The following is a 21,989-nucleotide window of genomic DNA, read 5'->3' as shown; positions in this document are numbered from 1 at the left end:
TTATATCACGAAATCCAACAGATAAAAATCTTCTTTGCCTACGCCGCACTCAGGGCATTTCCAGTCATCGGGAATATCCTCAAACTTAGTTCCGGCAGGCAGGCCGTGCTCAGGATCGCCGAGATCTTCGTCGTAAATCCAACCGCAAGGGCCGCACATATATTGAGCCATTTGGTGTTCCTTCCATTTTGAAAAGCCGTCTGAAACCGTATTTTCAGACGGCCTTTCGTGTGTCTTATTGTTGATATTTTGAATTTATTGCGCTGCTTCCAAAGCGGCGATTTCTTTACGCAGGTGTTTGATGGCCGGTGTTACGATGGCGACAAACATGGCCTCGCGGACGCGGCGTTGTGCCGGGCTGCGCATTAGATAGCCTTTTGCGCCTGCATGCAATGCGGCAGATTGAGTGGCGTTCAGTGCCAACACAGCAGCCGCTTCACGCAGTTTTAAGGTTGCCAGCGTATCAGGTTTGTTGTTCCACGCATCATCGGCAAGGCGTTCGGTTTCCACCCATGCGCCGTCCAACGCGGCTTTCAACTCATCGTAGCTGTGGTCGAGGTAAGCGTTCACTTCCGCGTTCACCACATTGGCCATACGGATAATACCGAGCGCACCGTCAATCACACCGGCACCGATACCCATTTGCAGCAAGATGAAACCGGCTTTAATGGTCGGGATATAAGACTGGAACTGCTCAGGCGTAGCAATCACATCTTCATCGGGAATAAACACATCTTTAAAATTCAGGCTGTAAGTGCGCGTGCCTTCCAAACCGCAGAACTCAGGGCAATCTTGCAGGGTCACGCCTTCCCATTGACCGCCGGTGATAAACATCACATAGCTGTCGCCGATTTGGGCGGTATTTGCCCAAATATGGTCTTCGCCGATATTGGATACCCAAGGCAAAGCGCCGTTGACTTTATAGCCGCCCTCGACACGCTCGGCTTGCAAGTTGTGTTTTTCAATGCCGGCAAGATGTTTGACGGTATTGGACATGCCCGTACCGGCCAAAACTTTACCCTGCAGAATGTCGGCAAAATATTTATCTTTAACCGCTTGGTTGGGCGATTGGTGCAGATACCACGCACAAGCCGCCTGACACCATGCGCTGAACGAAGTGGCGCCGCATTCTTTACCGATTTCGCGCAATACGGCGATTTGCGTTGCCAAACCAAAACCGTTACCGCCCTCTTCAACCGTACCGGTCGCGGCAAAACCGCCGATTTTGCCCAATTCCAGCATAAATTCTTTTGGATACAGGCCTTTGCGGTCGATGTCGTCCACCAATGGTTTCAGCTTGCTTTTAACGAGTGCGGCAACATTGTTCAGTAAAGCTTCGCGTGTCATGATTTTTTCCTCTGAATAAGGTTTGAAGCGTAGATGGTTCTACTCATGAATTATTCTTGGCAACAAGGATATCCTTGCTTTTTACTAAAAGGCCGTCTGAATTTTCAGACGGCCTTTGATGAGATTAGGCAAATGCCTGCAATTCAGGGTTGATTTCAGTTTTGGCAAGGTTGTTGACGTAGTTGCACAAGGTTGCCAAAGCAACGCCCATGACGACTTCAACGGCTTGCTGTTGGTTGTAGCCTGCATCGAAGAAAGCTTTCAACTCATCGTCGGATACCGCGCCTTTTTTCGCCATAACGGCTTGGGTGAATGTTGCCAAAGCACCCAGTTTGGCATCGTCAAACTCGCCTGCAGACAATGCGCGTGCGGCTTTGATGGATTGTTCGGACAGCAGTTTTTTCAGGGTAGCCAGTTTGGTGTGGCCGGCAACGCAGAAACCGCATTCGTTGGTACGGGCGGCGATGATTTGAACAACTTCAACTTCGCCGTCAGTCAGGCTGTTGGCCGCATTCAGCTTGCCAACTTCTTGATAAAACGCCAAAGCTTCAGGCGCATTGGCCAAAACGCCAATCAGGTTAGGAATAAAGCCGTTGTTTTTCAATACGGCTTCAATGCGTGGTTTAGCAGCTTCGGGAGCGGTTTCAACTGTGTGTATGGTCAAGCGGGACATGTGTATAACCTTCTTATCTGGTGAAATGAAGTGCCCATCATAAGCCATCCGCCTCCATCAGAAAAAGACTTATTGGTTATTTACCGCGAACCAAAAGTTATAAGGCCGTCTGAACGGATTCAGACGGCCTTATCAAATGATTCAACTCATTATTTCATAAAGTTTTTCAGCAGCATAGAAGCGATGTCGTCCAAGCCGAAGCCATCCGCATCTTGAGCCGTGCCGTTAGGCGTGGCTTTATCGACCAAGTCTGGCAACACTTTTGCCAACAAATCGCCTGCTTGACCGGCATCCACGCCGAATTTTTGCGCGATTTGGTTTACTGTATCGCTGCCCAAAGCATTTTGCAGGTCGCTGCCGGACACAGGCAGATTGCTGGATTGATTGGAAACCCAGCTACTCAGGGTATCGCCCAAACCGCCTTGTTGCAGTTGGTTGATCAGGTTGCCCACGCCGCCTTGCTGTTTCACCAAATCCATCGCCATATCGGTCAGAGAACCTTGTGCGCCGTTTTCGCTGTTGCCACCCAACATTTGGGTAGCCGCATTCAAAAGATTGTCCATGAGTGCCATGACTTTTTCCTTGTGTGTGTTTATGTCTAAAAAAAGAAAGCGGAGTGTAGCAAAATTTATGCCGGAAAAAATCAGGCTTAACCAAACTAAACCTCTTTTATCTCAAAGCCGTAACAAAACAAAGACCGTCTGAAACCCAGTTTCAGACAGCCTTTATAATGAATAATACTATTCTTCGCGGCCATTGAAATACTCGGCCGCGCCACCTTCGAAAAACCCTTGCAAAATCGCCTGCGCCGCCACTTGGTCAAGTACGGATTTTTGTTTTCGGCCAAATACTTGTGCTTCTGCAAGCAGGCTTTCGGCGTATAGGGAAGACATCCTTTCGTCCACCCAATAAACCGGCAAGTTAAAACGTCCCTGCAAACGGCGGCCAAACTTGCGGCTCAAACGGGTCAGCTCATGCTCCGTACCGTCGGTATGCGTCGGCAGGCCGACCACAAAATACTTGGGCTGCCATTCTTTGACCAGCTTGGCAATGGCCTCGAATTTTTCATCGTTGCTGTTGCCAGTTACCGTCGCCAGCGGATGGGTCATACCCAGCTCTGCCTCGCCCTGCGCCACGCCGATACGCGCCTCGCCGAAATCAAAGGCCAAAACCGTGCCTTTTGGTGCATCAGGCATGGCCGACTCCTGAAACCAAGGCGTTCGGATTGACACCCAATTTTTCAAAAGCGGCGGCATAACGGAGTTCGTAAGGCACATCAAAAAGAATATGCTCGTCCGCAGGCACGGTCAGCCAAACATTTTCTGCCAGCTCGCGCTCCAACTGCCCTTTGCCCCATTTCGAATAACCAATACTGATCAAAGCCTTGTCCACCGCACCTTCTTTAGACAAGTTTTCAATCACATCGCGCGAAGAAGTCAGCGCGACGTTATCGGTTACCACCATGCTGTTTTGCCAGCGGCCGATCGGCGTATGCACGACATAGCCGCGCTCAATCTGAACCGGCCCGCCCATCATCACGTTTTCATGTTGCAGGCGCAACGGGATATTGCGGTCGGCGGCGGCGAAAATCATGTCCATGGTAATCGGCGAAGGCTTGTTGATGATGATGCCCAGCGCACCTTCTTCATCGTGTTCGCACACATAAATGACCGTATCCGTAAAAAACGGATCGTCCATATGAGGCATGGCAATCAGGAAATGGTTGGCTAAATTCATATTCTTCTTAATATCTATAAGCTGATTTTATTATTTTTGTCCGTCGGCAACCGGCGCGTCCACCACGCATGCACCGTAAACCGCACCGCCTGCCGGTACCGGCGCATCGGTTTTCGCATGGGCAAAACACGATACTGCGCTCAAAGAGTTTTTCGGCGAGCCTTGAACGATTTTATCGCTGTACACCAAATAAGCGAAAGACTTACGTTTCGGGTCGTAGTAGCGGATAATCTGCTGGCTCTTAAATGCTATGCTGGCACTGCGTTTGAACACTTGTCGCGGTTTCAAAACCGCAGCCTCGTTATAACGGATGACTTCCGCACTTTGCACGCAGGAAACCGATGCGTCGCTGGCATCTTCTTCCAGATTGACCGTTTCTTTCAAACCGCCTTTTTTCGCGTACGAAATATAACAGGCAACCCCCTGCACATCAGGATCGTCAAAACCTTCCACTTCAATACGGTCGTTTTTACCCAGCATATGAAACACCGTACTGGCGCGTCCGATTTTATCGGTATCGTTACCACAAGCCGCCAAAACCATGGCACCCAACACTACTAATAAATATTTTTTCATAATATCCTGTCGATGCAGACTGTCATTTTCCAGGCAGACTAAACCCCGTCCGCCTACTCTATCGTTACTATATAAGACCGTTCGACCATATTGCAACCCGATATTATTTTCAGACGGCCTGACAGACAGTATAATCCGTCCTATTGTTCCTACTTTGATAGCAAGATCGAACCATGCGTTACAAACCCCTCATTCTCGCCCTGTTGCTCAGTTTCTCCCTGCCAACCTATGCTGCCAAAGACGCGCCGAAAGAAAAAGCGGCCGCCGTCAAAAAAGCTGCGCCCGTGAAAAAAGAGAAAGAAGCCGCCAAGGCAGATGTAAAAAAAGAAACCTCAAAAAAACAAGCAGTAAAAGAAAAAGAGGAAGACAAAAAAGCGGTTAAAGCCAAAGCTGCCAAAGAGAAGGAAACCGCCGACAAAAACGAACGCGCTTCAGCCAAAAACAAAACGGCTAAAGTCGCCGAAGCCGCTGCCGACAATAAAAAGTCCAGCCGCAAAGCCGAAGAGCCTAAAGAAACGGCAAAAGACAAAAAAGCCGCAGCCGCAAAATCCGGCAAGGCCAAAGAACAAGACAAGAAACCTGTTGAAGATAAAAAAGACAGCAAAGCCAAAGAACCCGTAAAAAAAGCAGACCCTAAGGAAACCAAAGCCAAAGAGCCTGCTAAAAAAGCGGTTGAGGATAAAAAAGACGGCAAAAAAACCAAAGAGCCCGGAAAAAAAGCAGCCGAAGACAAAAAAGCCGAAGACAAAGAACCTGCAAAAAAAGCTGTTGACGACAAAAAAGACACAAAAGCCAAAGAGCAAAACAAAAAAGCCGAGCCTAAAGTTGAGCCTAAAGTCGCTTCTTCAGCCGACAACGATTTCAAAGCAGCCGTAACTGCCGCCGCCAACGATATGGAAACCAAAAAATCCTTTGCCAAACGCAACGAGGGTTTCATTATCCATGTCAATGCCACGCTCAAACAGCTGCAACAAACACGCAACAACCTCTCCGGCATCAACCGCAAACAACGCGACGCATGGGAAAAATTCCAAAAACTCAATGCTGATGCCAACCAGTTGAAAGCAGAAGTTTCCAACACGCGCGCCCAAATTTCGCGTTTTGTGTCCGGCAACTATAAAAACAGCCAGCCCAACGCGGTTGCCCTCTTCCTGAAAAACGCCGATGCCGGTCAAAAAACCCGCTTCCTACGTTACACGCGTTATATCAACAACGCCAACGACCAAGTCATGAGAGACTTGGAAAAACAACAGAAAGAGCTGGCAGCGCAAGAGCAAAAAATCAACAATGAATTGGCTTATCTGAAAAAACTGCAAGCCAATATCCAAGCTTCATTGCGTCAACAAGGCGTAACCAATACCGCCGAACAAGCCGAAAGCCGCCGTCAAAACGCGCAAATGGCCAAAGAAGCGCAAAAGAAAATCAACCACAGAGAAAACGAGCAACGCCTCAACAATCTCCTGAAAGATTTGGAAAAACGCAAAGCCGAGCAACGCAAAGCCGAAGCAGAAGCGCGTAAAAAAGCTGCCGAAGCCCGTTTAGCCGCTGCCGAAAAAGCCCGCAAAGAGCAGGCTGCCGCCCAGCAAAAAGCCGAAGCCGAACGCGCCGCCATGTCCACGCTGACTGACGAAGACATGAAACTGCAAGCCCCCAACACCCAAGGCTTTACCGTCAGCAACGCCAACAGCTTCAGCCGTATGCAAGGCCGTCTGAAAAAACCGGTCAACGGCACACTGGCAGGCCTGTTCGGTCAAGACCGCGGCGATGGCGAAGTTTGGAAAGGCGTGTTCTACAATACTGTTCCTGCTCCGGTCAGCAGCATTGCCTCAGGCACGGTTACTTTTGCCGGCGAGCTTGAAGGCTACGGCAAAGTGGTCGTCCTCGACCACGGCGACGGCTATGTCAGCATTTACTCCGGCCTGAACGAAATCGACATCGCCCAAAACTACGCCGTCAATGCCGGCAGCAAGATTGGCACCAGCGGTACTTTGCCGTCGGGCGAAACCGGCCTTTACCTTGAAGTCCGCTACAACGGACAAGTCATGAATCCGCTTTCATGGATTAACTGATATTTTAGACGGCCTGAGTGAATTTTCCCCTTCAGGCCGTCTGAATTTTCATCATAAACTACAATAAAACACGATTTTCACGCCTGTTCAGCACATTAAACAACAAACTTTTACCTTAAACTTATTGTTCCAAGCGTTTAAATCACATAAAGTCAACGGGTTCAGAGAAAACAAAAACCACTTTGCTTACCGTACACAAAAAGAAAGTCAAACGAATGTCAACAAAATCCACTTTGAAAAAAGTTGCAATCTACACTCTCGGCGCATTTAGCGGCATCGCCCTCAGTCTGAGTGTACAAAGTTTTGCCGCCGAAAAAGACAAAAAAGACAACGAGGCTCTGCCCGTGCAAACCATCCGCACCATGGCAGAAGTGTACGGCCAAATCAAAGCCAACTATTACCAAGACAAACCCGATGCCGAGCTTTTTGAAGGCGCAATGAAAGGCATGGTGTCCGATCTCGATCCGCATTCCGAGTATATGGACAAAAAAGGCTATGCCGAAATGAAAGAATCCACCAGCGGCGAATTCGGCGGTCTGGGCATGGAAATCGGACAAGAAGATGGCTTCGTCAAAGTCGTTGCCCCGATTGAAGACACTCCGGCAGAACGCGCCGGTGTGAAAAGCGGCGACTTCATCGTCAAAATCGACAATACCTCTACACGCGGCCTGACCGTCAGCGAAGCCGTCAAAAAAATGCGCGGCAAACCGGGTACCAAAATCACCCTGACCCTTTCACGCAAAAATGCCGACAAACCCATCGTCGTCAACCTGACCCGCGCCATCATCAAAGTCAAAAGCGTGCGCCATCATCTGCTTGAAAAAGACTACGGCTACATCCGCGTCTCCCAATTCCAAGAGCGCACTGTTGCCGCGCTCAACGAAGCCGCACAAGCCCTTGTCAAAGAAAACAAAGGTCCGCTCAAAGGCATCATCCTCGACTTGCGCGACGACCCGGGCGGCCTGCTCAACGGCGCAGTCGGCGTATCCGCAGCCTTCCTGCAACCTGACGTAACCGTTGTCAGCACCAAAGGCCGCAACAAAAAAGAAGGCATGGTTCTCAAAGCAACAGCCGAAGACTACATCACCACCAGCGGCAAAGACCCGTTGGCCGGATTGCCTGCCGAGCTGAAAACCATTCCTATGACCGTCCTGATTAACGCAGGCTCGGCCTCCGCTTCCGAAATCGTTGCCGGAGCATTGCAAGACCACAAACGCGCCGTTGTCGTCGGCACACAAAGTTTCGGCAAAGGCTCAGTGCAAACCCTGATTCCGCTTTCCGGCGGCAGCGCAGTCAAATTGACTACTGCCCTTTACTACACGCCAAACGACCGCTCGATTCAAGCGCAAGGCATTGTTCCTGACGTTGAAGTCAAAGACAAAGACCGCGCCTTTGAAAGCCGCGAGGCCGATTTGGTCGGCCATATCGGCAATCCGTTAGGCGGCCAAGACGTCAACAGCAGCACTGAAACGCCTGCCAACACAGAAACCAAAGCCGATAAAGACAAGTCCAAAAAAGACAAAGACGAAGACATCTCCAGCCGCCGCATTCCCAATCCGGCCAAAGACGATCAGCTCCGCAAAGCCTTGGACTTGGTGAAAAATCCAGCCGAATGGCAAAAATCTTTGGGCTTGGCAGCGAAAAAACCTGCTCCGAAAAAAGATGCGGATAAAGACAGCAAAAAATAAACCCATCTTTATCCGATAAAAGGCCGTCTGAAAACTTTCCATTTTCAGACGGCCTATAAACACCTCCCTACTCCAAGGTAAGAACAAACATGAACATTTCCAGACTCATCCTCCCCGCCCTGACCAGCCTATTCCTCCTAAACTCCCCGGTATCATCGGCAGCCAAACCCGAACAAGCCTCTGAGATGTACATTGCCAACAAAATCACCAGTGAAAACCTACACGGCTTCTGGGGAAATGCAGTCGAAAACGAAGAAGGCGCTCTTATCAACACAACCATCTTTAACCCCGACAACACTGGCACAGACATCGCCATAATGAGTTTCAAAGCCACCAACAAAATCTTCACCATCAGACAGGACTTTAATTGGACATTTGACGAGAAAAAACAAGAAATCCACCAAACCGTAACTGACTATAAAACCTCCATCAACGGCAAAGAAGAACAAAACAAACAAAAAATAGGTGAAGAAAGTACCATAAAAGCCAGAATCCTCATCATCAAAGGCCTGCCCGGCATGTTGGAATTGACTGACAAAGCCAGTGGCAACCAAACCAGCTACTTTAAACAAGATCCGGATAAAATACTCAACCATCTTGAAAACAGCAAAAAAACACGCCCATAATCTCAAGGCCGTCTGAAAACCTCCCTCACTTTTCAGACGGCCTTCTCACTAAATACTGCGGAAACAAAACACCATGGCAAAAGCCCCCAAAACCATCTACCAATGTACTGAATGCGGCGGCACTTCCCCGAAATGGCAAGGCAAATGTCCGCATTGCGGCGAGTGGAACACGCTTCAGGAAAGCCTTACCGCGCCCGAGCCGAAAAACGCCCGTTTCCAATCTTGGGCGGCAGACACCTCGACCGTCCAATCCCTCTCCGCCGTTACCGCGACCGAAGTGCCGCGTAATCCGACAGGCATGGGCGAACTCGACCGCGTATTGGGCGGCGGTTTGGTAGATGGCGCGGTCATCCTGCTCGGCGGCGACCCCGGTATCGGCAAATCCACGCTGCTGTTGCAAACCATCGCCAAAATGGCGCAAAGCCGCAAAGTGCTGTACGTTTCCGGTGAGGAATCCGCCCAACAAGTCGCCCTGCGTGCACAGCGTTTGGAACTGCCCACCGAAGGCGTAAACTTGCTTGCCGAAATCCGCATGGAAGCCATTCAAGCGGCGTTGAAACAGCATCAGCCCGAAGTCGTCGTCATCGACTCCATCCAAACCATGTATTCCGACCAAATCACTTCAGCCCCCGGCTCCGTGTCGCAGGTGCGCGAATGTGCCGCCCAACTGACGCGCATGGCGAAACAGATGGGCATCGCCATGATACTGGTCGGACACGTTACCAAAGACGGCGCGATTGCCGGCCCGCGCGTATTGGAACATATGGTCGATACTGTGCTGTATTTCGAGGGTGACCAACATTCCAACTACCGCATGATACGTGCCATCAAAAATCGTTTCGGTGCGGCAAACGAACTGGGTGTATTCGCCATGACCGAAAACGGTTTGAGAGGCGTATCCAACCCGTCCGCCATCTTCCTTGCCAGCTACCGCGACGACACGCCCGGTTCGTGCGTTTTGGTCACACAGGAAGGCAGCCGCCCGCTTTTGGTCGAAATTCAGGCATTGGTCGATGACGCACACGGTTTTACCCCCAAACGCCTCACCGTCGGTCTCGAACAAAACCGCCTCTCCATGTTGCTCGCCGTCCTCAACCGCCACGGCGGCATCGCCTGCTTCGACCAAGACGTGTTCCTCAACGCCGTCGGCGGCGTCAAAATCGGCGAACCTGCCGCCGACCTTGCTGTTATCCTCGCCATGCTCTCCAGCTTCCGCAACCGACCCATGCCTGAAAAAACCGTCGTATTCGGCGAAATCGGCTTAAGCGGCGAAGTCCGCCCTGTCGCACGCGGGCAAGAGCGGCTCAAAGAAGCGGAAAAACTCGGCTTCAAACGCGCCATCGTCCCCAAAGCCAATATGCCGCGCCATGCCAAAGAGTTTCCAAACCTGAAAATCTACGGCGTCAGCAGTTTGCAGGAAGCGATTGACGTTTGTCGTGACGGGGACTAAACCGTTTCGATAATCTGACTCAAAAAACAATCATCTAAAAGGCCGTCTGAAAGTTTTCAGACGGCCTCTCTTTAAATTTAAATAATTTTGTTATATTATAACGAACGCTTTATTCTATCTTTTCTACACATCGAAAATCGGAGAGAAATCTTGAAAAAAACTGCTTTGCTTATCGCATCTGCCTTTCTGTTCAGTACTGCCGCCCACGCCCATCGCGTTTGGGTTGAAACCGCCCATACACATGGCGGCGAATACCTTGAAGCCGAATTGGGCTATGGTGAATTTCCGGAGCTTGAGCCCATCGCCAAAGACCGCCTGCACATTTTCAGCAAACCCATGCAACTGGTGACTGAAAAAGGCAAAGAAAACATGATTCAAAAAGGTACATACAATTACCAATACCGCAGCAAACTGCCGGTCAAAGACGGCAGCTACTTGGTAACCGCCGAATACCAACCGACCTTCTGGTCAAAAAACAGCGCGGGCTGGAAGCAGGCAAGCATCAAAGAAATGCCTGATGCAAGCTATTGCGAGCAAACCCGTATGTTCGGCAAAAACATCATCAATGTCGGCCACGAAAGCGCAGATACCGCCATCATCACCAAACAAGTCGGCCAACATTTGGAAATCGTACCTTTGGACAACCCTGCCAACGTCCACGTCGGCGAACGCTTCAAAGTCCGTATCCTCTTCAATGGCGAGCCGCTGCCTAACGCCACCGTTACCGCCACATTTGACGGCTTCGACACCAGCGACCGCAGCAAAACCCATAAAACCGAAGCCCAAGTCTTCTCCGATACCACCGATGATAAAGGCGAAGTCAGCATCATTCCATTGCGCCAAGGTTTCTGGAAAGCCAGCGTAGAACACAAAGCCGATTTCCCTGATCAAAGCGTGTGCCAAAAACAGGCGAACTACACTACTTTGACTTTCCAAATCGGTCATTCACATCATTAATACCCAATAACAAAGGTCGTCTGAAAACCGTATTGCAGGGGTTTCAGACGACCTTTTTATCTATATTTTAAAATTAAGATATTTTTGAGAAATAAAATTTTAGTAATCTGTGTAAACAGTTAGGTTACCTGTTCTCCAATGTTCTGTATCCCATGATAGAACATCTGGCAAATCTCTATAAATAGCTCGCTGGTTGAATCTAGGCTGTCCGTCTTTTGTGAACCAATAATTTATTACTGTTGTTGATTTAGGCGGAGAAATTTTTTTCTTTTCGTTTAAAGAGGGTTGCCAGAAATAAATAATCAGTGCTTCAGCCATTTCAAGATAATAACGGCTCGCATTTGCTGGCACAACCACTGTTCCCAACCAAAATTCCTGTTCTCTTGTAATAAGTGGGAGTTTGTGATGATTCCTAAATCTTGAGGAGAAATTTCCTTCTGTAATGCCACAATATTGGATGGAATTATCACCTCTTTCATATTTTGTTTGCCTGCCGCAAGATACAATCCATTTCTCAACTCTAGATTGTTAGTAATATCATCGTATGAATATGGACCTTTCCAATTAATAATCAGCGTAGTATGTTCTGACATTTCATAACCTCAGGCAGTGATTTTAAATTTCACAAAAATAAATAAATATTAAATATAAATAACAATATTTAATATTTATCAGACAATTTAATGGATTAGTATTTTATTAATTTTAATGATTTTAATCAAGGTTTATACGGCGCAAACTGCCATTGTCCCAATTCCAAATTCAAATCAAACAGATTCAGACGGCCTATTGCCACACGAACCAAGCGTAAACACGGAAAGCCTGCTTTCGCCGTCATCCTTCGCACTTGACGGTTTTTCCCTTCCGAAATTTTGATTTCCACCCAAAAATCAGGCACGGACTTGCGCACGCGAATCGGCGGCACGCGCGGCCATAAAACATCCGCTTCGCCTTCTTCCAATACCCTGACCTCGGCCGGACGGGTGACAAAATCACCCAAATCTACACCATGGCACAACAAATCCAATTTGGCTTCATCAGGAGAACCCTCCACCTGCGCCCAATAAGTTTTAACCTGCTTGAATTTCGGGTCGGCAATCTGCGCCTGCAACCGGCCATTACTGGTCAGCAGCAGCAAACCCTCGCTATCCGTATCCAAACGTCCGGCCGGATAAAATCCCGGTTTCTCGACAAAATCCTTAAGGCACTGATGTTTTTCATGTGCAGAAAACTGGCAAATCACGCCATAAGGCTTGTTTAGAATAATCAAATCGTTCATTTCACACTTTCAGACGGCCTTGGATTTCAAGAAATTCCGGATAATAAAAAAGACACCGTATAAACGGTGTCTTTCATATTTGGCGGAGTAAGAGGGATTCGAACCCTCGATGCAGGTTGACCCCACATGCTTCCTTAGCAGGGAAGTGCCTTCAGCCTCTCAGCCATTACTCCTAAGGAAGACCGCAATATACGCTTTATGCCCTTCTTCGTCAAGCATTACCGCCCCAAACTTTCTTAACGCCATGAAATCATTTAAATAAAAATATAATATTTTTTGCATCATCCTATTTTTATACTTCTTTCATATATGTTAAAATGATTTTGTTTTCTGTAAACCTTTTTTCACACCCCTTATTACAAAGGAGTTCGTATGTTACGTTTTTCTGCTTTGGTTGCCGTATCCGCCCTGATGCTTGCCGCTTGCTCACAATCCGGCAATTCCCAACCATCTACTTCCTCCTCTCAAACTTCTACTCAAAAAACAACTGCCGCCGGCTCTGCCTGCCGCAGCATGGGTGAAGGCCATAAAGTCAATGGCAAAGGTCAAAACGATATTTATATGTGTAAAGTCGATGTGGCTTTGAACTCTGCCGAAGCTAAATCTGCTTTGGATCCTAGCATCCGCGTTCACTACGGCAGCACATCCGGCGCGACTTTGACTTCCCGTCAAATCTCCAACTCAGTCGGCAAAACCCCTGATGAAACCTGCCAACGCGCATTCCTGAGCGCGGTTAAACGCTTCCAAAGCACTGCACTTCGTAAAAAAGCCAAATCCGTTCATCTGGTTAGCTACTTTGACAAAGTAACCAAAGGCGGTAACGAGTACGAATGCCACATCGCTACATTCAACAGCCGTGTAGTTTTGAAAGGCAGCTTCCACTAAGCAATGTCAAAAATGCCGGACTTCAATATGAAGTTTGGCATTTTTCTATTTTATGGATACGACACCCCTTCACTGCCTGCTGGCCGATCCGTCTTTTGCCGCCTGCTACGACCATGCTTCTCTAAACGCAGCCGATTCCCAACGTTTGGCTGCCACGCCGCAACTGGCGCAGCGTCAAGACTGGCAAGTCAGCCGCGCATTAAAACAGCAAACCGATTTACCGACTGTATCGCTGAGCCACAGCCAAGGCTTTGCCGCTTTATTGTGTGCGCCTCATCCCTTAACAGCCGGTGTCGATATCGAATTTATCCGACCGCGCGATTTCAAAGCACTATCGGCTTTGGTCTGCACGCAGGAAGAACAAGACTTTTTGGAAACGAAAAACTGGCCGTCTGAAACGTTTTACCGATTGTGGTGTTTCAAGGAAGCATTGATTAAAGCTGCGAATTTGGATTTTCCGTCGGATATGAAATCGGTCGGCTATGTTTTCGATTCAGGGCAACCCGTCGGTTTACGCGCTGGAAAGCAAACCGATTGGCACGGCACAAGCGCGATTTTGGCGGATACGATGGCACTTGCCTGCGTTTGGAAGGTAAAAGCCGTCGCCCTGCAATGGCAGTTTTTCGGCTCACTCAAGCCCAATGATTTAACCAACCGGCAAACTATCTAACAACTGACAAAATAATAATAATCTGATTTAATTTACTGCACTTTTACTTATTCCACACACCAACAGCAGCATTTGCAAAAGGCCGTCTGAACGATGAATCTTCGCCTCCTAAAACGCCTCTATACTGCCCTTATCCTGTTTCTTACCCTGTTTTTGGTTTATGCCTTTGCTTCACAAACGCGCATCCAAACCGATTTGACCGCGTTGTTGCCAAGCGAGCAGCAACCCGATGCCTTACTGACGGCCGCGGATAAAGCCGCAGAAGCGCAACTCAATTCGCAAGTCATTTTGCTTGCAGGCAGTACCGATGCCGAAACCGCTTTTCAGACGGCCTCACAAATTGCCGATGCATGGCGCAAGAGCAGCGTATTTGAACAAGTCGACAGCAGCATGACACCGAATTTGGACAAAGTGCGGGCGGATATGCAGAAGCTGAGTTTGGCGGTTTTGCCGCAAGACGAAATCCGCCTGCTGTTTGAGCAGCCGCAAGCCTATTTTCAGGCTCGGGCAGAAGCCGCGGCCAATCCGTTTGCCGCGCCCTCGCCTTTGTCTTTAGAACAAGACTGGTTGGGCTTCGGACGCTTTGTTGCCGACAAAGCCAATCCGCAAAGCCGTTTGCAGTGGGACATGGACAACGGCATGCTGTTTGCCGAAGACAAAGGCAAAACTTGGATATTGTTGCGCGGACGGCTCGCTGGTGGCGATCAATTTTCCGGCAACGATGCCCTCTTGCCGCTGATGGCGCAAAGCCGTCAAATCGCTTCGGAAAACGGCGCGGAAACCTTAAGCGCAGGTGGCGCATTGTTCGCCGCCGTATCCAAAGCAGCCGCAGAAAAAGAAAGTCGGCTGATGAGCATGGTCGGGCTTGGACTGACCTTTGCGCTACTTTTATGGGTCTTCCGCAGCGGCCGAGTATTTTTGCTGTCCTTGCCGCTGGCAGCCGGTATGTTGACCGGATTGGCAGTTGCTTTATTGGTGTTCGGCGAAGTGCATATCCTAACCATCGTCATCGGCACCAGCTTGGTGGGTATGTTGGTGGATTTCCCGTTGCACTGGCTTGCTCCGTCAGTATTCGAGCCGTCTGAAAAGACCGTTTGGCAGGCTGAATCAGCAATGAAACATGTCTTGCCGAGCTTTGCCGTCAGCCTGACAATTACCGTCTTGGGCTACGCGCTGCTGTGGTTTACCCCTTTGCCTGTATTACGCCAAACCGCCGTATTTTCAGGCTTTGCCTTATTTGGCGCGTTTGGTGCCACCGTTTTATGGCTGCCGCCGCTGTTTCGCCACTACCGTGCCAAAACCGTGCCTTTTTCCGCATTAACCGAAAAGCTCTATTCCTTGTCAGGCCGTCTGAAAAATCGCCTGCACAAACGCGGTTGGTTAATCGTGGGCGGAATTTTGCTGGCAGTCGGACTGTGGCGCAGCGACTGGCGTGACGACATCCGTCAATGGGTCAATATGCCGACCGCAATGTTGACCGAAGTACAACAAATCGGCCAGTTGAGCGGCACGGATTTTGGCGGCAAATATTTGGTGGCCGAAGCACAAAGCGAAGATGCCCTGTTGAAGAAAACCGCCGAACTCGGCCGCGCCCTACAGCCCTTAATCGCACAAGGCAAACTGTCCGGCATCCAATCGCCCGACCAATTCATCCTGCCGACAACGGAACAGCAAAAACTGCAAAACCGCCTGCGCGAATTGACCAAGTTGCCTGATAGCTGGAAACCGCTCACAGAAATCGGTATTCCGCGCAAAACCGTGCGCGATGCCCTGCTACAAGCTGCCGATACGCAACCATTGTCGCTTTCAGACGGCCTGAATACCGATTTGGCAGAGGCTTGGCGTTCCTTGTATTTGGGCGAAGTGGAACCAGGCCGTTTTGCTGCTGTCGTGCGTTTGAACGGCATGACCGATGAAGCCGCCGTACGCGCCGTGGCGCAACACGTCTCCGGCATACATTGGGCAGACAAACGCGCCCACTTAAACGAGCTTTTCCACCACACGCGCAATCAGGCCGCATGGTTGAAACTGGCTTCCTATGCGTTGGCATGGCTGCTTTTGTGGAAAATGTTTGGCTTCAAACGCGGCAGCAAAATCCTTGCCGTACCGCTGGCCGCCGCCATCTGCACCGTTGCCGTACTCGGTTTGGCCGGCATTCCCGTCAGCCTGTTTGCCATGTTCGGCCTGCTTTTAGTGTCCGCCATCGGCGTGGACTATGCCGTCTATGCCGCCACCGCACACCACAGCGCGCCGGCAAAATTAGGCGGTATGCTGCTTGCTGCTGCGACAACAGCCATTTCCTTTGCCCTGCTCGCCATCAGCAGCACGCCCGCTGTTGCCGCGTTCGGCATGACGGTTACCATCGGTGTGGCATTCAATATTTGGCTGGCAGGCACATTGTTGAAAAATTAGACAAAAGATGAAGGCGATTGAAGTTGAAGCGATATTTTTTTCAACTTCTATCGTCACGTTGTAAGAGGCCGTCTGAAAAACTTCAGACGCTAGTTTAAACATTTTTTTATCATTAAAATCAAAGGTATTTTCAAATGTCCGTAGAATTTGACGTTGCCGTTATCGGCGCAGGCCCTTCAGGTTCGGTTGCTTCCGCTTTGCTGAACAAACAAGGCTTTAAAGTTTGCGTATTGGAAAAACAACATTTCCCGCGCTTTGTCATCGGCGAAAGCCTGTTGCCGCATTGCATGGAAATGTTGGAAGAAGCCGGTTTTGCCGATGCAGTGCATGCCGAACCCAGCTTTCAATTTAAAGACGGTGCTGCGTTTTCATGGGGCAGCCGTTACACAGATTTCAACTTTACTGAAAAATTTTCAGACGGCCCCGGTACTATTTATCAAGTGCGCCGCGGCATCTTCGACAAAATCCTGATTGATGAAGCGGCAAAACAAGGCGTCGATGTCCGCTTCGGACATGGCGTAACCGCGTTTGACAACAGTGGCGATGTGGCACGTTTGAGCGTTGCGACCGATACAGGCGAAAACTATGAACTGACCGCCAAATTCGTTTTGGATGCCAGCGGTTACGGCCGTGTCCTGCCTCGCCTTTTGGACTTGGAAAGCCCGTCCGAGCTGCCTCCGCGCCAAGCCCACTTCACGCATATCGACGACAACATTACCAGCCCGAAATTCGACCGCAACAAAATCCTGATCAACACGCATCCTGAACATCGCGATGTCTGGATTTGGCTGATTCCTTTCGGTGACAACCGCTGCTCCATCGGCGTTGTCGGCACGCCCGACAAACTGGCCGGCGAATCAGAAGCCGTGTTGAAAAAATTTGTGTACGAATGCCCGATGCTGGCGGAAATTTTAGATAAAGCCGTTTGGGAAAACGACTTTCCGTTCCGCTCTATCCAAGGCTATTCCGCCAACGTGAAAACCTTATACGGCAAACATTTCGCCCTTTTGGGCAACGCCGCCGAATTCCTCGATCCAGTCTTCTCCTCCGGTGTAACCATTGCCCTGCACTCTGCCAAACTGGCTGCCGATTTGTTGGGCAAACAGCTCAAAGGCGAAGCCGTCGATTGGCAAACCGAATTTGCCGACCAACTGATGATCGGCGTGAACGCATTCCGCACTTATGTAAACGGTTGGTACGATTTCCGCTTCCAAAATGCCATCTACGCGCCTAACCGCAGTCCTGAAATCAGCCGTATGATTTCATCTATTCTGGCAGGCTACGCTTGGGACACGAACAATCCATTCGTGGAAAAATCCGAGCAACGCTTGTCCACACTTGCCGCATTGGTGGGCGATTTGAAGGTAGAATAAGGATGAATGTCTTTCAGACGGCCTAGACTGAAAACGGAACAGGCCGTCTGAAACTTCATCCACACCATTAAATATTTTGACCGATAGATAAAACCTTATGCGATTTATCCCTTTGCTTGCCGCACTGCTGCTTTCCGCATGTGCGACCTCGCTCCCCCATCCGCAAACGCTGCCGCCGCTTTCCAAAGAAGGTCAATGGTTCAAACTTGAGCAGACTAATGCGGCGGGGCAAACCGTTCAAACCAATCTCTTGGCAGTCGAACCTCATTCAGACGGCATCCGCTTTGTCCAAACCGATGCACTGGGTGCGCCGGTATCGCGTCAATCGGTCAGTACCAAAGGCTGGAAAAACGACGGCTTTGTGATGCCAAATGCCAGTTCGCGCCGACTGTTTGCCGCCTTGTTGCCGCTTTTGGCCGCCGAACACGCCGCCACGCTTTACCCTGAAGCCCGCCAACAAAATGCCACACATCAAGGATTCTGCCCTGACGGCAAAGGCGCGGTGTTCAGCTACCGCGAGCGTGATTTGTGGTGTGTCGCCCACCATTCCGAACAATTCCTTATCGGCTTCCCCGACCAAACTTTCTGGACGGTCAGCCCGATTGCAGAAGACTAATTCATGAATACTCCTGTTTATCTCAGCCGTCCGGCACTGACCAGCGCATTGGGCAGCGGCTTGCAAGTTCATGCCGATGCCTTACTCACGCCGTCTGAAAACACGCCCCTGACTTTTTCAGACCAATGGGTAAAAGGCAAAACGCATGCTTTCGGTGCAGTCAAAGAAACCCTGATGCCCTTGCCTGACAACATCCCCGAAGCGCATCGCAGCCGCAACAACCAGCTTATCCTGCACGCGCTTTCGCAAATAGACGGACTGATTCAGACGGCCATTGCCCGTTACGGCAAAGAAAGGGTCGCTGTCGTTACCGGTACGTCTACCAGTGGCGCAGATGAAAATATCCCCTTGTTCCAACACGTTGTCCAAGGCGGTGAATGGACGGATGTTCCGTTCAAACAGCTGCAACACACCATGGCTTCGCCATCCGAATTTATCGCTCAAGTTTACGGCTTGGACGGCTTGCGCTATACCGTCTCCACCGCCTGCACTTCCGGCGCACGCGCCCTCATCAGCGCAGCCCGATTGCTTCGTGCCGGATTGTGTGATGCCGTGATTTGCGGCGGCGCGGATACGCTTTCTCCGCTGACGATCAATGGTTTTGCTTCTTTGGAAGTGCTTTCAGACGGCATCGCCAAGCCTTTTTCTGCCAACCGCAACGGCATCAATATCGGCGAAGCGGCCGCATTTTTTGTAATGACGCGCGATGCCGATTTTGACGGCGAAATGCAGTTGCTGGGCTATGGTGCAAGCAGCGATGCCTACCATATGTCTTCGCCCCGCCCCGATGGTTTGGGTGCAGCCCAATCCTTTCAGGCTGCTTTGGATAAAGCCAGTTTGAAAGCAGAAGACATCGGCTGGATCAATCTGCACGGCACCGGCACGCAACACAACGACAGCATGGAAAGCCGAGCCGTTGCCGAAGTATTTGGCAGCCACACCCTTTGCACGTCAACCAAGCCGTCCACCGGCCATACCTTAGGCGCAGCCGGCGCGATCGAAGCCGCGTTTGCCTGGTTGATGGCCAACCGCCAATACAGTCCGGAAGGCAAACTGCCGCCACAACAATGGGACAACGTACCCGATTCCGAGCTGCCCAACATCGCTTTGACCGACGAAAACAGCCGCTGGCCGTCTGAAAAACGCATTGCCGCCAGCTCGTCATTTGCCTTCGGCGGCAGCAATGCTGTTTTGATTATCGGATAAGTCCTTATATTTAGGCTGTCTTTTCAGACGGCCTTTTTCTTTTCCGCAACTTAAAAAACAATAACATCAAAACAACAACCAAATCCGCCGAAATATGCCATAATAGGCTTAGCACGTTTCATCTCGCGATGTGCCCGAAAAGAAAAACTTAACCTACATAGAGAATAATCCCATGACTAAATCCACCATTATCTATACCTACACCGACGAAGCTCCTGCATTGGCCACTCAATCCCTGCTGCCAATCGTGCAGGCGTTTACCCGCCACGCCGATATTGATGTCAAAACCAGCGACATTTCTCTCTCCGGCCGTATTTTGGCGGCGTTTCCAGAATACCTGACCGAAGCGCAACGCGTACCTGATGCGCTTGCCGAATTGGGCGAACTGGTGAAACAACCCGAGGCAAACGTGATCAAACTGCCGAACATCAGCGCATCCGTACCTCAACTGACTGCTGCGATTAAAGAATTGCAGTCTAAAGGCTTTGCCGTTCCCGACTATCCTGCCGACCCTCAAACCGATGAAGAAAAAGCCGTACGCGAACGCTACGACCGCATCAAAGGCAGCGCGGTAAACCCTGTCCTGCGTGAAGGCAACTCCGACCGTCGCGCGCCTAAAGCAGTGAAAAACTTTGCGAAAAAACATCCGCACAGCATGGGCGCATGGACCAAAGATTCCAAAACCCATGTTGCCACCATGCAAAACGGCGACTTTTTCCATAACGAACAATCCGTTACCGTACCCGATGCGACTTCCGTATCCATCGTGTTCACCGACAAACAAGGCAACAAAAAAGAGCTGCGCGAGCCTGTTGTCCTGAAAGCCGGCGAAATCATCGACGCGACCGTAATGAGCAAAAAAGCCCTGCTCGCCTTCCTTGCCGAACAAGTGAAAGATGCAAAAGCAAAAGGCGTATTGTTCTCGCTGCACATGAAAGCCACCATGATGAAAGTGTCCGACCCGATTATCTTCGGACACGCCGTCAAAGTGTTCTTCGCGCCTGTCTTTGAAAAATTCGGCGACAAACTGGCTGCCACAGGTGTCAACGTCAACAACGGCTTCGGCAACCTGCTTGCCAATCTGGACAAACTGGATGCGGACACCCGCACAGCCGTTGAAGCTGAAATCGCCGCCGTTTACGCTGCCAACCCTGATTTGGCCATGGTTGATTCCGACAAAGGCATCACCAACCTGCACGTTCCTAGCGATGTCATCGTCGATGCTTCTATGCCTGCGATGATTCGTAATTCCGGCCGCATGTGGGATAAAGACGGCAAAGCGCAAGACACCAAAGCCGTCATTCCGGACAGCAGCTATGCCGGTGTTTACCAAGCAACCATCGACTTCTGCCGCGAACACGGCGCGTTTGACCCGACAACCATGGGTACCGTTCCTAACGTCGGCCTGATGGCGCAAGCAGCCGAAGAATACGGTTCACACAACAAAACTTTTGAAATCGAAGCCGACGGCCAAGTTCAAGTCATTGATGCAGCAGGTAATGTCCTGATGCAACACGACGTTGAAGCCGGCGACATCTGGCGTATGTGTCAAACCAAAGACGCTCCGGTTAAAGACTGGGTACAACTTGCCGTCAACCGCGCCCGTCTGAGCAATACACCAGCCGTGTTCTGGCTCGACGAAAACCGTCCGCACGACAAGAGCCTGCTCGCCAAGGTCAAAGCCTACCTTGCCGAACTGGATACCGACGGCCTCGACATCCGCGTCCTCGCTCCTGAAGAAGCCGCTAAATTCAGCTTGGGCCGTCTGAAAAACGGCGAAGACACCATCTCCGTAACCGGTAACGTCCTGCGCGACTACCTGACCGACTTGTTCCCAATTTTGGAACTGGGTACCAGCGCGAAAATGCTGTCTATCGTTCCATTGATGAATGGTGGCGGTATGTTTGAAACCGGCGCTGGCGGCTCCGCACCGAAACATGTTCAACAATTCCTCGAAGAAAACCACTTGCGTTGGGACTCTTTGGGCGAATTCCTCGCGCTCGCCGTATCGTTTGAACATCTGGCGCAAAAAACCGGCAACGCCAAAGCCCAAGTCCTCGCCGACACTTTGGATGCAGCCACCGAAAAACTGCTGTTGAACGACAAATCGCCTAAACGCAAAGCTGGCGAACTCGACAACCGCGGCAGCCATTTCTACCTCACCCTCTACTGGGCGCAAGAATTGGCGGCGCAAGACAAAGATGCCAAACTGAAAGCCGCATTTGCTCCATTGGCAGCCGCTTTGACTGCCGACGAAGCCAAAATCGTTGAAGAACTCTCTGCCGTACAAGGCAAAGCGGTCGACATCGGCGGCTACTACGCAGCCAATCCTGAAAAAGCTGCACAAGCGATGCGTCCAAGCGCAACCTTTAATCAGGCCTTGTCAGCCTTATAATTAAAGCAATAAAAGGCCGTCTGAATTTTC

At 50.3% G+C, this 21,989-nt stretch carries 21 protein-coding genes and 1 tRNA gene; 12 read left to right on the top strand and 10 right to left on the bottom strand.

Annotated features, from left to right (window positions below; all coding sequences use genetic code 11):
• The 7 genes from HMPREF2560_RS05855 to HMPREF2560_RS05825 form a co-directional block, all read right to left on the bottom strand.
• On the bottom strand, nucleotides 1-171 hold the full coding sequence (locus tag HMPREF2560_RS05855; RefSeq protein WP_003680460.1) for a rubredoxin: 171 nt from the start codon (nucleotides 169-171) through the stop codon (nucleotides 1-3).
• An 84-nt stretch (nucleotides 172-255) separates the two neighbouring features.
• The gene (locus HMPREF2560_RS05850) at nucleotides 256-1,347 is read right to left on the bottom strand and encodes an acyl-CoA dehydrogenase family protein (protein ID WP_070608131.1); all 1,092 of its coding nucleotides are present in this window, start codon (nucleotides 1,345-1,347) and stop codon (nucleotides 256-258) included.
• Between the two features lie 124 nt (nucleotides 1,348-1,471).
• Nucleotides 1,472-2,020 carry a carboxymuconolactone decarboxylase family protein gene (locus tag HMPREF2560_RS05845; protein ID WP_070608130.1) on the bottom strand — a complete coding sequence of 183 codons (549 nt, stop codon included), beginning with the start codon at nucleotides 2,018-2,020 and terminating at the stop codon, nucleotides 1,472-1,474.
• A 149-nt stretch (nucleotides 2,021-2,169) separates the two neighbouring features.
• The gene (locus HMPREF2560_RS05840) at nucleotides 2,170-2,592 is read right to left on the bottom strand and encodes a YidB family protein (protein ID WP_070608129.1); all 423 of its coding nucleotides are present in this window, start codon (nucleotides 2,590-2,592) and stop codon (nucleotides 2,170-2,172) included.
• A 168-nt stretch (nucleotides 2,593-2,760) separates the two neighbouring features.
• Nucleotides 2,761-3,216, bottom strand: a complete 456-nt coding sequence (ruvX, locus tag HMPREF2560_RS05835) for a Holliday junction resolvase RuvX (protein ID WP_070608128.1) — start codon at nucleotides 3,214-3,216, stop codon at nucleotides 2,761-2,763.
• Nucleotides 3,209-3,757, bottom strand: coding sequence for a YqgE/AlgH family protein (locus HMPREF2560_RS05830; RefSeq protein WP_049322876.1), 549 nt, complete (start codon nucleotides 3,755-3,757; stop codon nucleotides 3,209-3,211). Before HMPREF2560_RS05830 ends, ruvX begins: the two co-directional genes overlap by 8 nt.
• 30 nt (nucleotides 3,758-3,787) lie before the next feature.
• The gene (locus HMPREF2560_RS05825) at nucleotides 3,788-4,333 is read right to left on the bottom strand and encodes a CreA family protein (protein WP_070608127.1); all 546 of its coding nucleotides are present in this window, start codon (nucleotides 4,331-4,333) and stop codon (nucleotides 3,788-3,790) included.
• Nucleotides 4,334-4,506: 173 nt separating this feature from the next.
• Between HMPREF2560_RS05825 and HMPREF2560_RS05820 the strand changes: the two genes are divergently transcribed.
• The 5 genes from HMPREF2560_RS05820 to HMPREF2560_RS05800 all read left to right on the top strand — a co-directional run bounded on the left by HMPREF2560_RS05820 (nucleotide 4,507) and on the right by HMPREF2560_RS05800 (nucleotide 11,123).
• Complete coding sequence (locus tag HMPREF2560_RS05820; protein WP_070608126.1) at nucleotides 4,507-6,402, top strand: murein hydrolase activator EnvC family protein; 1,896 nt, start codon at nucleotides 4,507-4,509, stop codon at nucleotides 6,400-6,402.
• Between the two features lie 215 nt (nucleotides 6,403-6,617).
• Entirely contained in the window at nucleotides 6,618-8,090 is a 1,473-nt protein-coding gene (locus tag HMPREF2560_RS05815) for a S41 family peptidase (protein ID WP_049351441.1), read from the top strand.
• Between the two features lie 89 nt (nucleotides 8,091-8,179).
• Complete coding sequence (locus HMPREF2560_RS05810) at nucleotides 8,180-8,716, top strand: hypothetical protein (protein ID WP_070608125.1); 537 nt, start codon at nucleotides 8,180-8,182, stop codon at nucleotides 8,714-8,716.
• Nucleotides 8,717-8,789: 73 nt separating this feature from the next.
• Complete coding sequence (gene radA / locus HMPREF2560_RS05805; protein ID WP_070608124.1) at nucleotides 8,790-10,166, top strand: DNA repair protein RadA; 1,377 nt, start codon at nucleotides 8,790-8,792, stop codon at nucleotides 10,164-10,166.
• A gap of 150 nt (nucleotides 10,167-10,316) precedes the next feature.
• Nucleotides 10,317-11,123 carry a DUF4198 domain-containing protein gene (locus HMPREF2560_RS05800; RefSeq protein WP_070608123.1) on the top strand — a complete coding sequence of 269 codons (807 nt, stop codon included), beginning with the start codon at nucleotides 10,317-10,319 and terminating at the stop codon, nucleotides 11,121-11,123.
• 99 nt (nucleotides 11,124-11,222) lie between these two features.
• Here the strand turns inward: HMPREF2560_RS05800 and HMPREF2560_RS11325 are convergent, their stop codons facing one another.
• The 3 genes from HMPREF2560_RS11325 to HMPREF2560_RS05785 all read right to left on the bottom strand — a co-directional run bounded on the left by HMPREF2560_RS11325 (nucleotide 11,223) and on the right by HMPREF2560_RS05785 (nucleotide 12,575).
• Nucleotides 11,223-11,489: a hypothetical protein gene (locus HMPREF2560_RS11325; RefSeq protein ID WP_210385471.1), complete on the bottom strand. Its 267-nt coding sequence runs from the start codon at nucleotides 11,487-11,489 to the stop codon at nucleotides 11,223-11,225.
• Between the two features lie 352 nt (nucleotides 11,490-11,841).
• Nucleotides 11,842-12,402: a pseudouridine synthase gene (locus HMPREF2560_RS05790; RefSeq protein WP_070873764.1), complete on the bottom strand. Its 561-nt coding sequence runs from the start codon at nucleotides 12,400-12,402 to the stop codon at nucleotides 11,842-11,844.
• A gap of 80 nt (nucleotides 12,403-12,482) precedes the next feature.
• Nucleotides 12,483-12,575, bottom strand: a tRNA-Ser gene (locus tag HMPREF2560_RS05785).
• A 199-nt stretch (nucleotides 12,576-12,774) separates the two neighbouring features.
• Here HMPREF2560_RS05785 and HMPREF2560_RS05780 point away from each other — a divergent pair.
• From HMPREF2560_RS05780 to HMPREF2560_RS05750, 7 genes are all read left to right on the top strand, one after another.
• Complete coding sequence (locus tag HMPREF2560_RS05780) at nucleotides 12,775-13,287, top strand: hypothetical protein (RefSeq protein WP_224783511.1); 513 nt, start codon at nucleotides 12,775-12,777, stop codon at nucleotides 13,285-13,287.
• A 52-nt stretch (nucleotides 13,288-13,339) separates the two neighbouring features.
• Nucleotides 13,340-13,957, top strand: coding sequence for a 4'-phosphopantetheinyl transferase family protein (locus tag HMPREF2560_RS05775; protein WP_070608121.1), 618 nt, complete (start codon nucleotides 13,340-13,342; stop codon nucleotides 13,955-13,957).
• Between the two features lie 93 nt (nucleotides 13,958-14,050).
• Complete coding sequence (locus HMPREF2560_RS05770; RefSeq protein WP_070608120.1) at nucleotides 14,051-16,369, top strand: MMPL family transporter; 2,319 nt, start codon at nucleotides 14,051-14,053, stop codon at nucleotides 16,367-16,369.
• A gap of 134 nt (nucleotides 16,370-16,503) precedes the next feature.
• Nucleotides 16,504-17,742, top strand: a complete 1,239-nt coding sequence (locus tag HMPREF2560_RS05765) for an NAD(P)/FAD-dependent oxidoreductase (RefSeq protein WP_070608119.1) — start codon at nucleotides 16,504-16,506, stop codon at nucleotides 17,740-17,742.
• Between the two features lie 97 nt (nucleotides 17,743-17,839).
• Entirely contained in the window at nucleotides 17,840-18,358 is a 519-nt protein-coding gene (locus tag HMPREF2560_RS05760) for a hypothetical protein (protein ID WP_070608118.1), read from the top strand.
• Between the two features lie 3 nt (nucleotides 18,359-18,361).
• A complete protein-coding gene (locus tag HMPREF2560_RS05755; RefSeq protein ID WP_070608117.1) occupies nucleotides 18,362-19,564 on the top strand; it encodes a beta-ketoacyl-ACP synthase in 1,203 nt (400 codons plus the stop codon).
• A gap of 172 nt (nucleotides 19,565-19,736) precedes the next feature.
• A complete protein-coding gene (locus tag HMPREF2560_RS05750) occupies nucleotides 19,737-21,959 on the top strand; it encodes an NADP-dependent isocitrate dehydrogenase (protein ID WP_070608116.1) in 2,223 nt (740 codons plus the stop codon).
• Nucleotides 21,960-21,989 lie beyond the last annotated feature (30 nt).

This window comes from Neisseria sp. HMSC078H04, assembly GCF_001838135.1.
GTDB lineage: Bacteria > Pseudomonadota > Gammaproteobacteria > Burkholderiales > Neisseriaceae > Neisseria.
The sequence above is the reverse complement of the archived record's forward strand: the minus strand, read 5'-3'. Positions and strand labels throughout refer to the sequence as shown.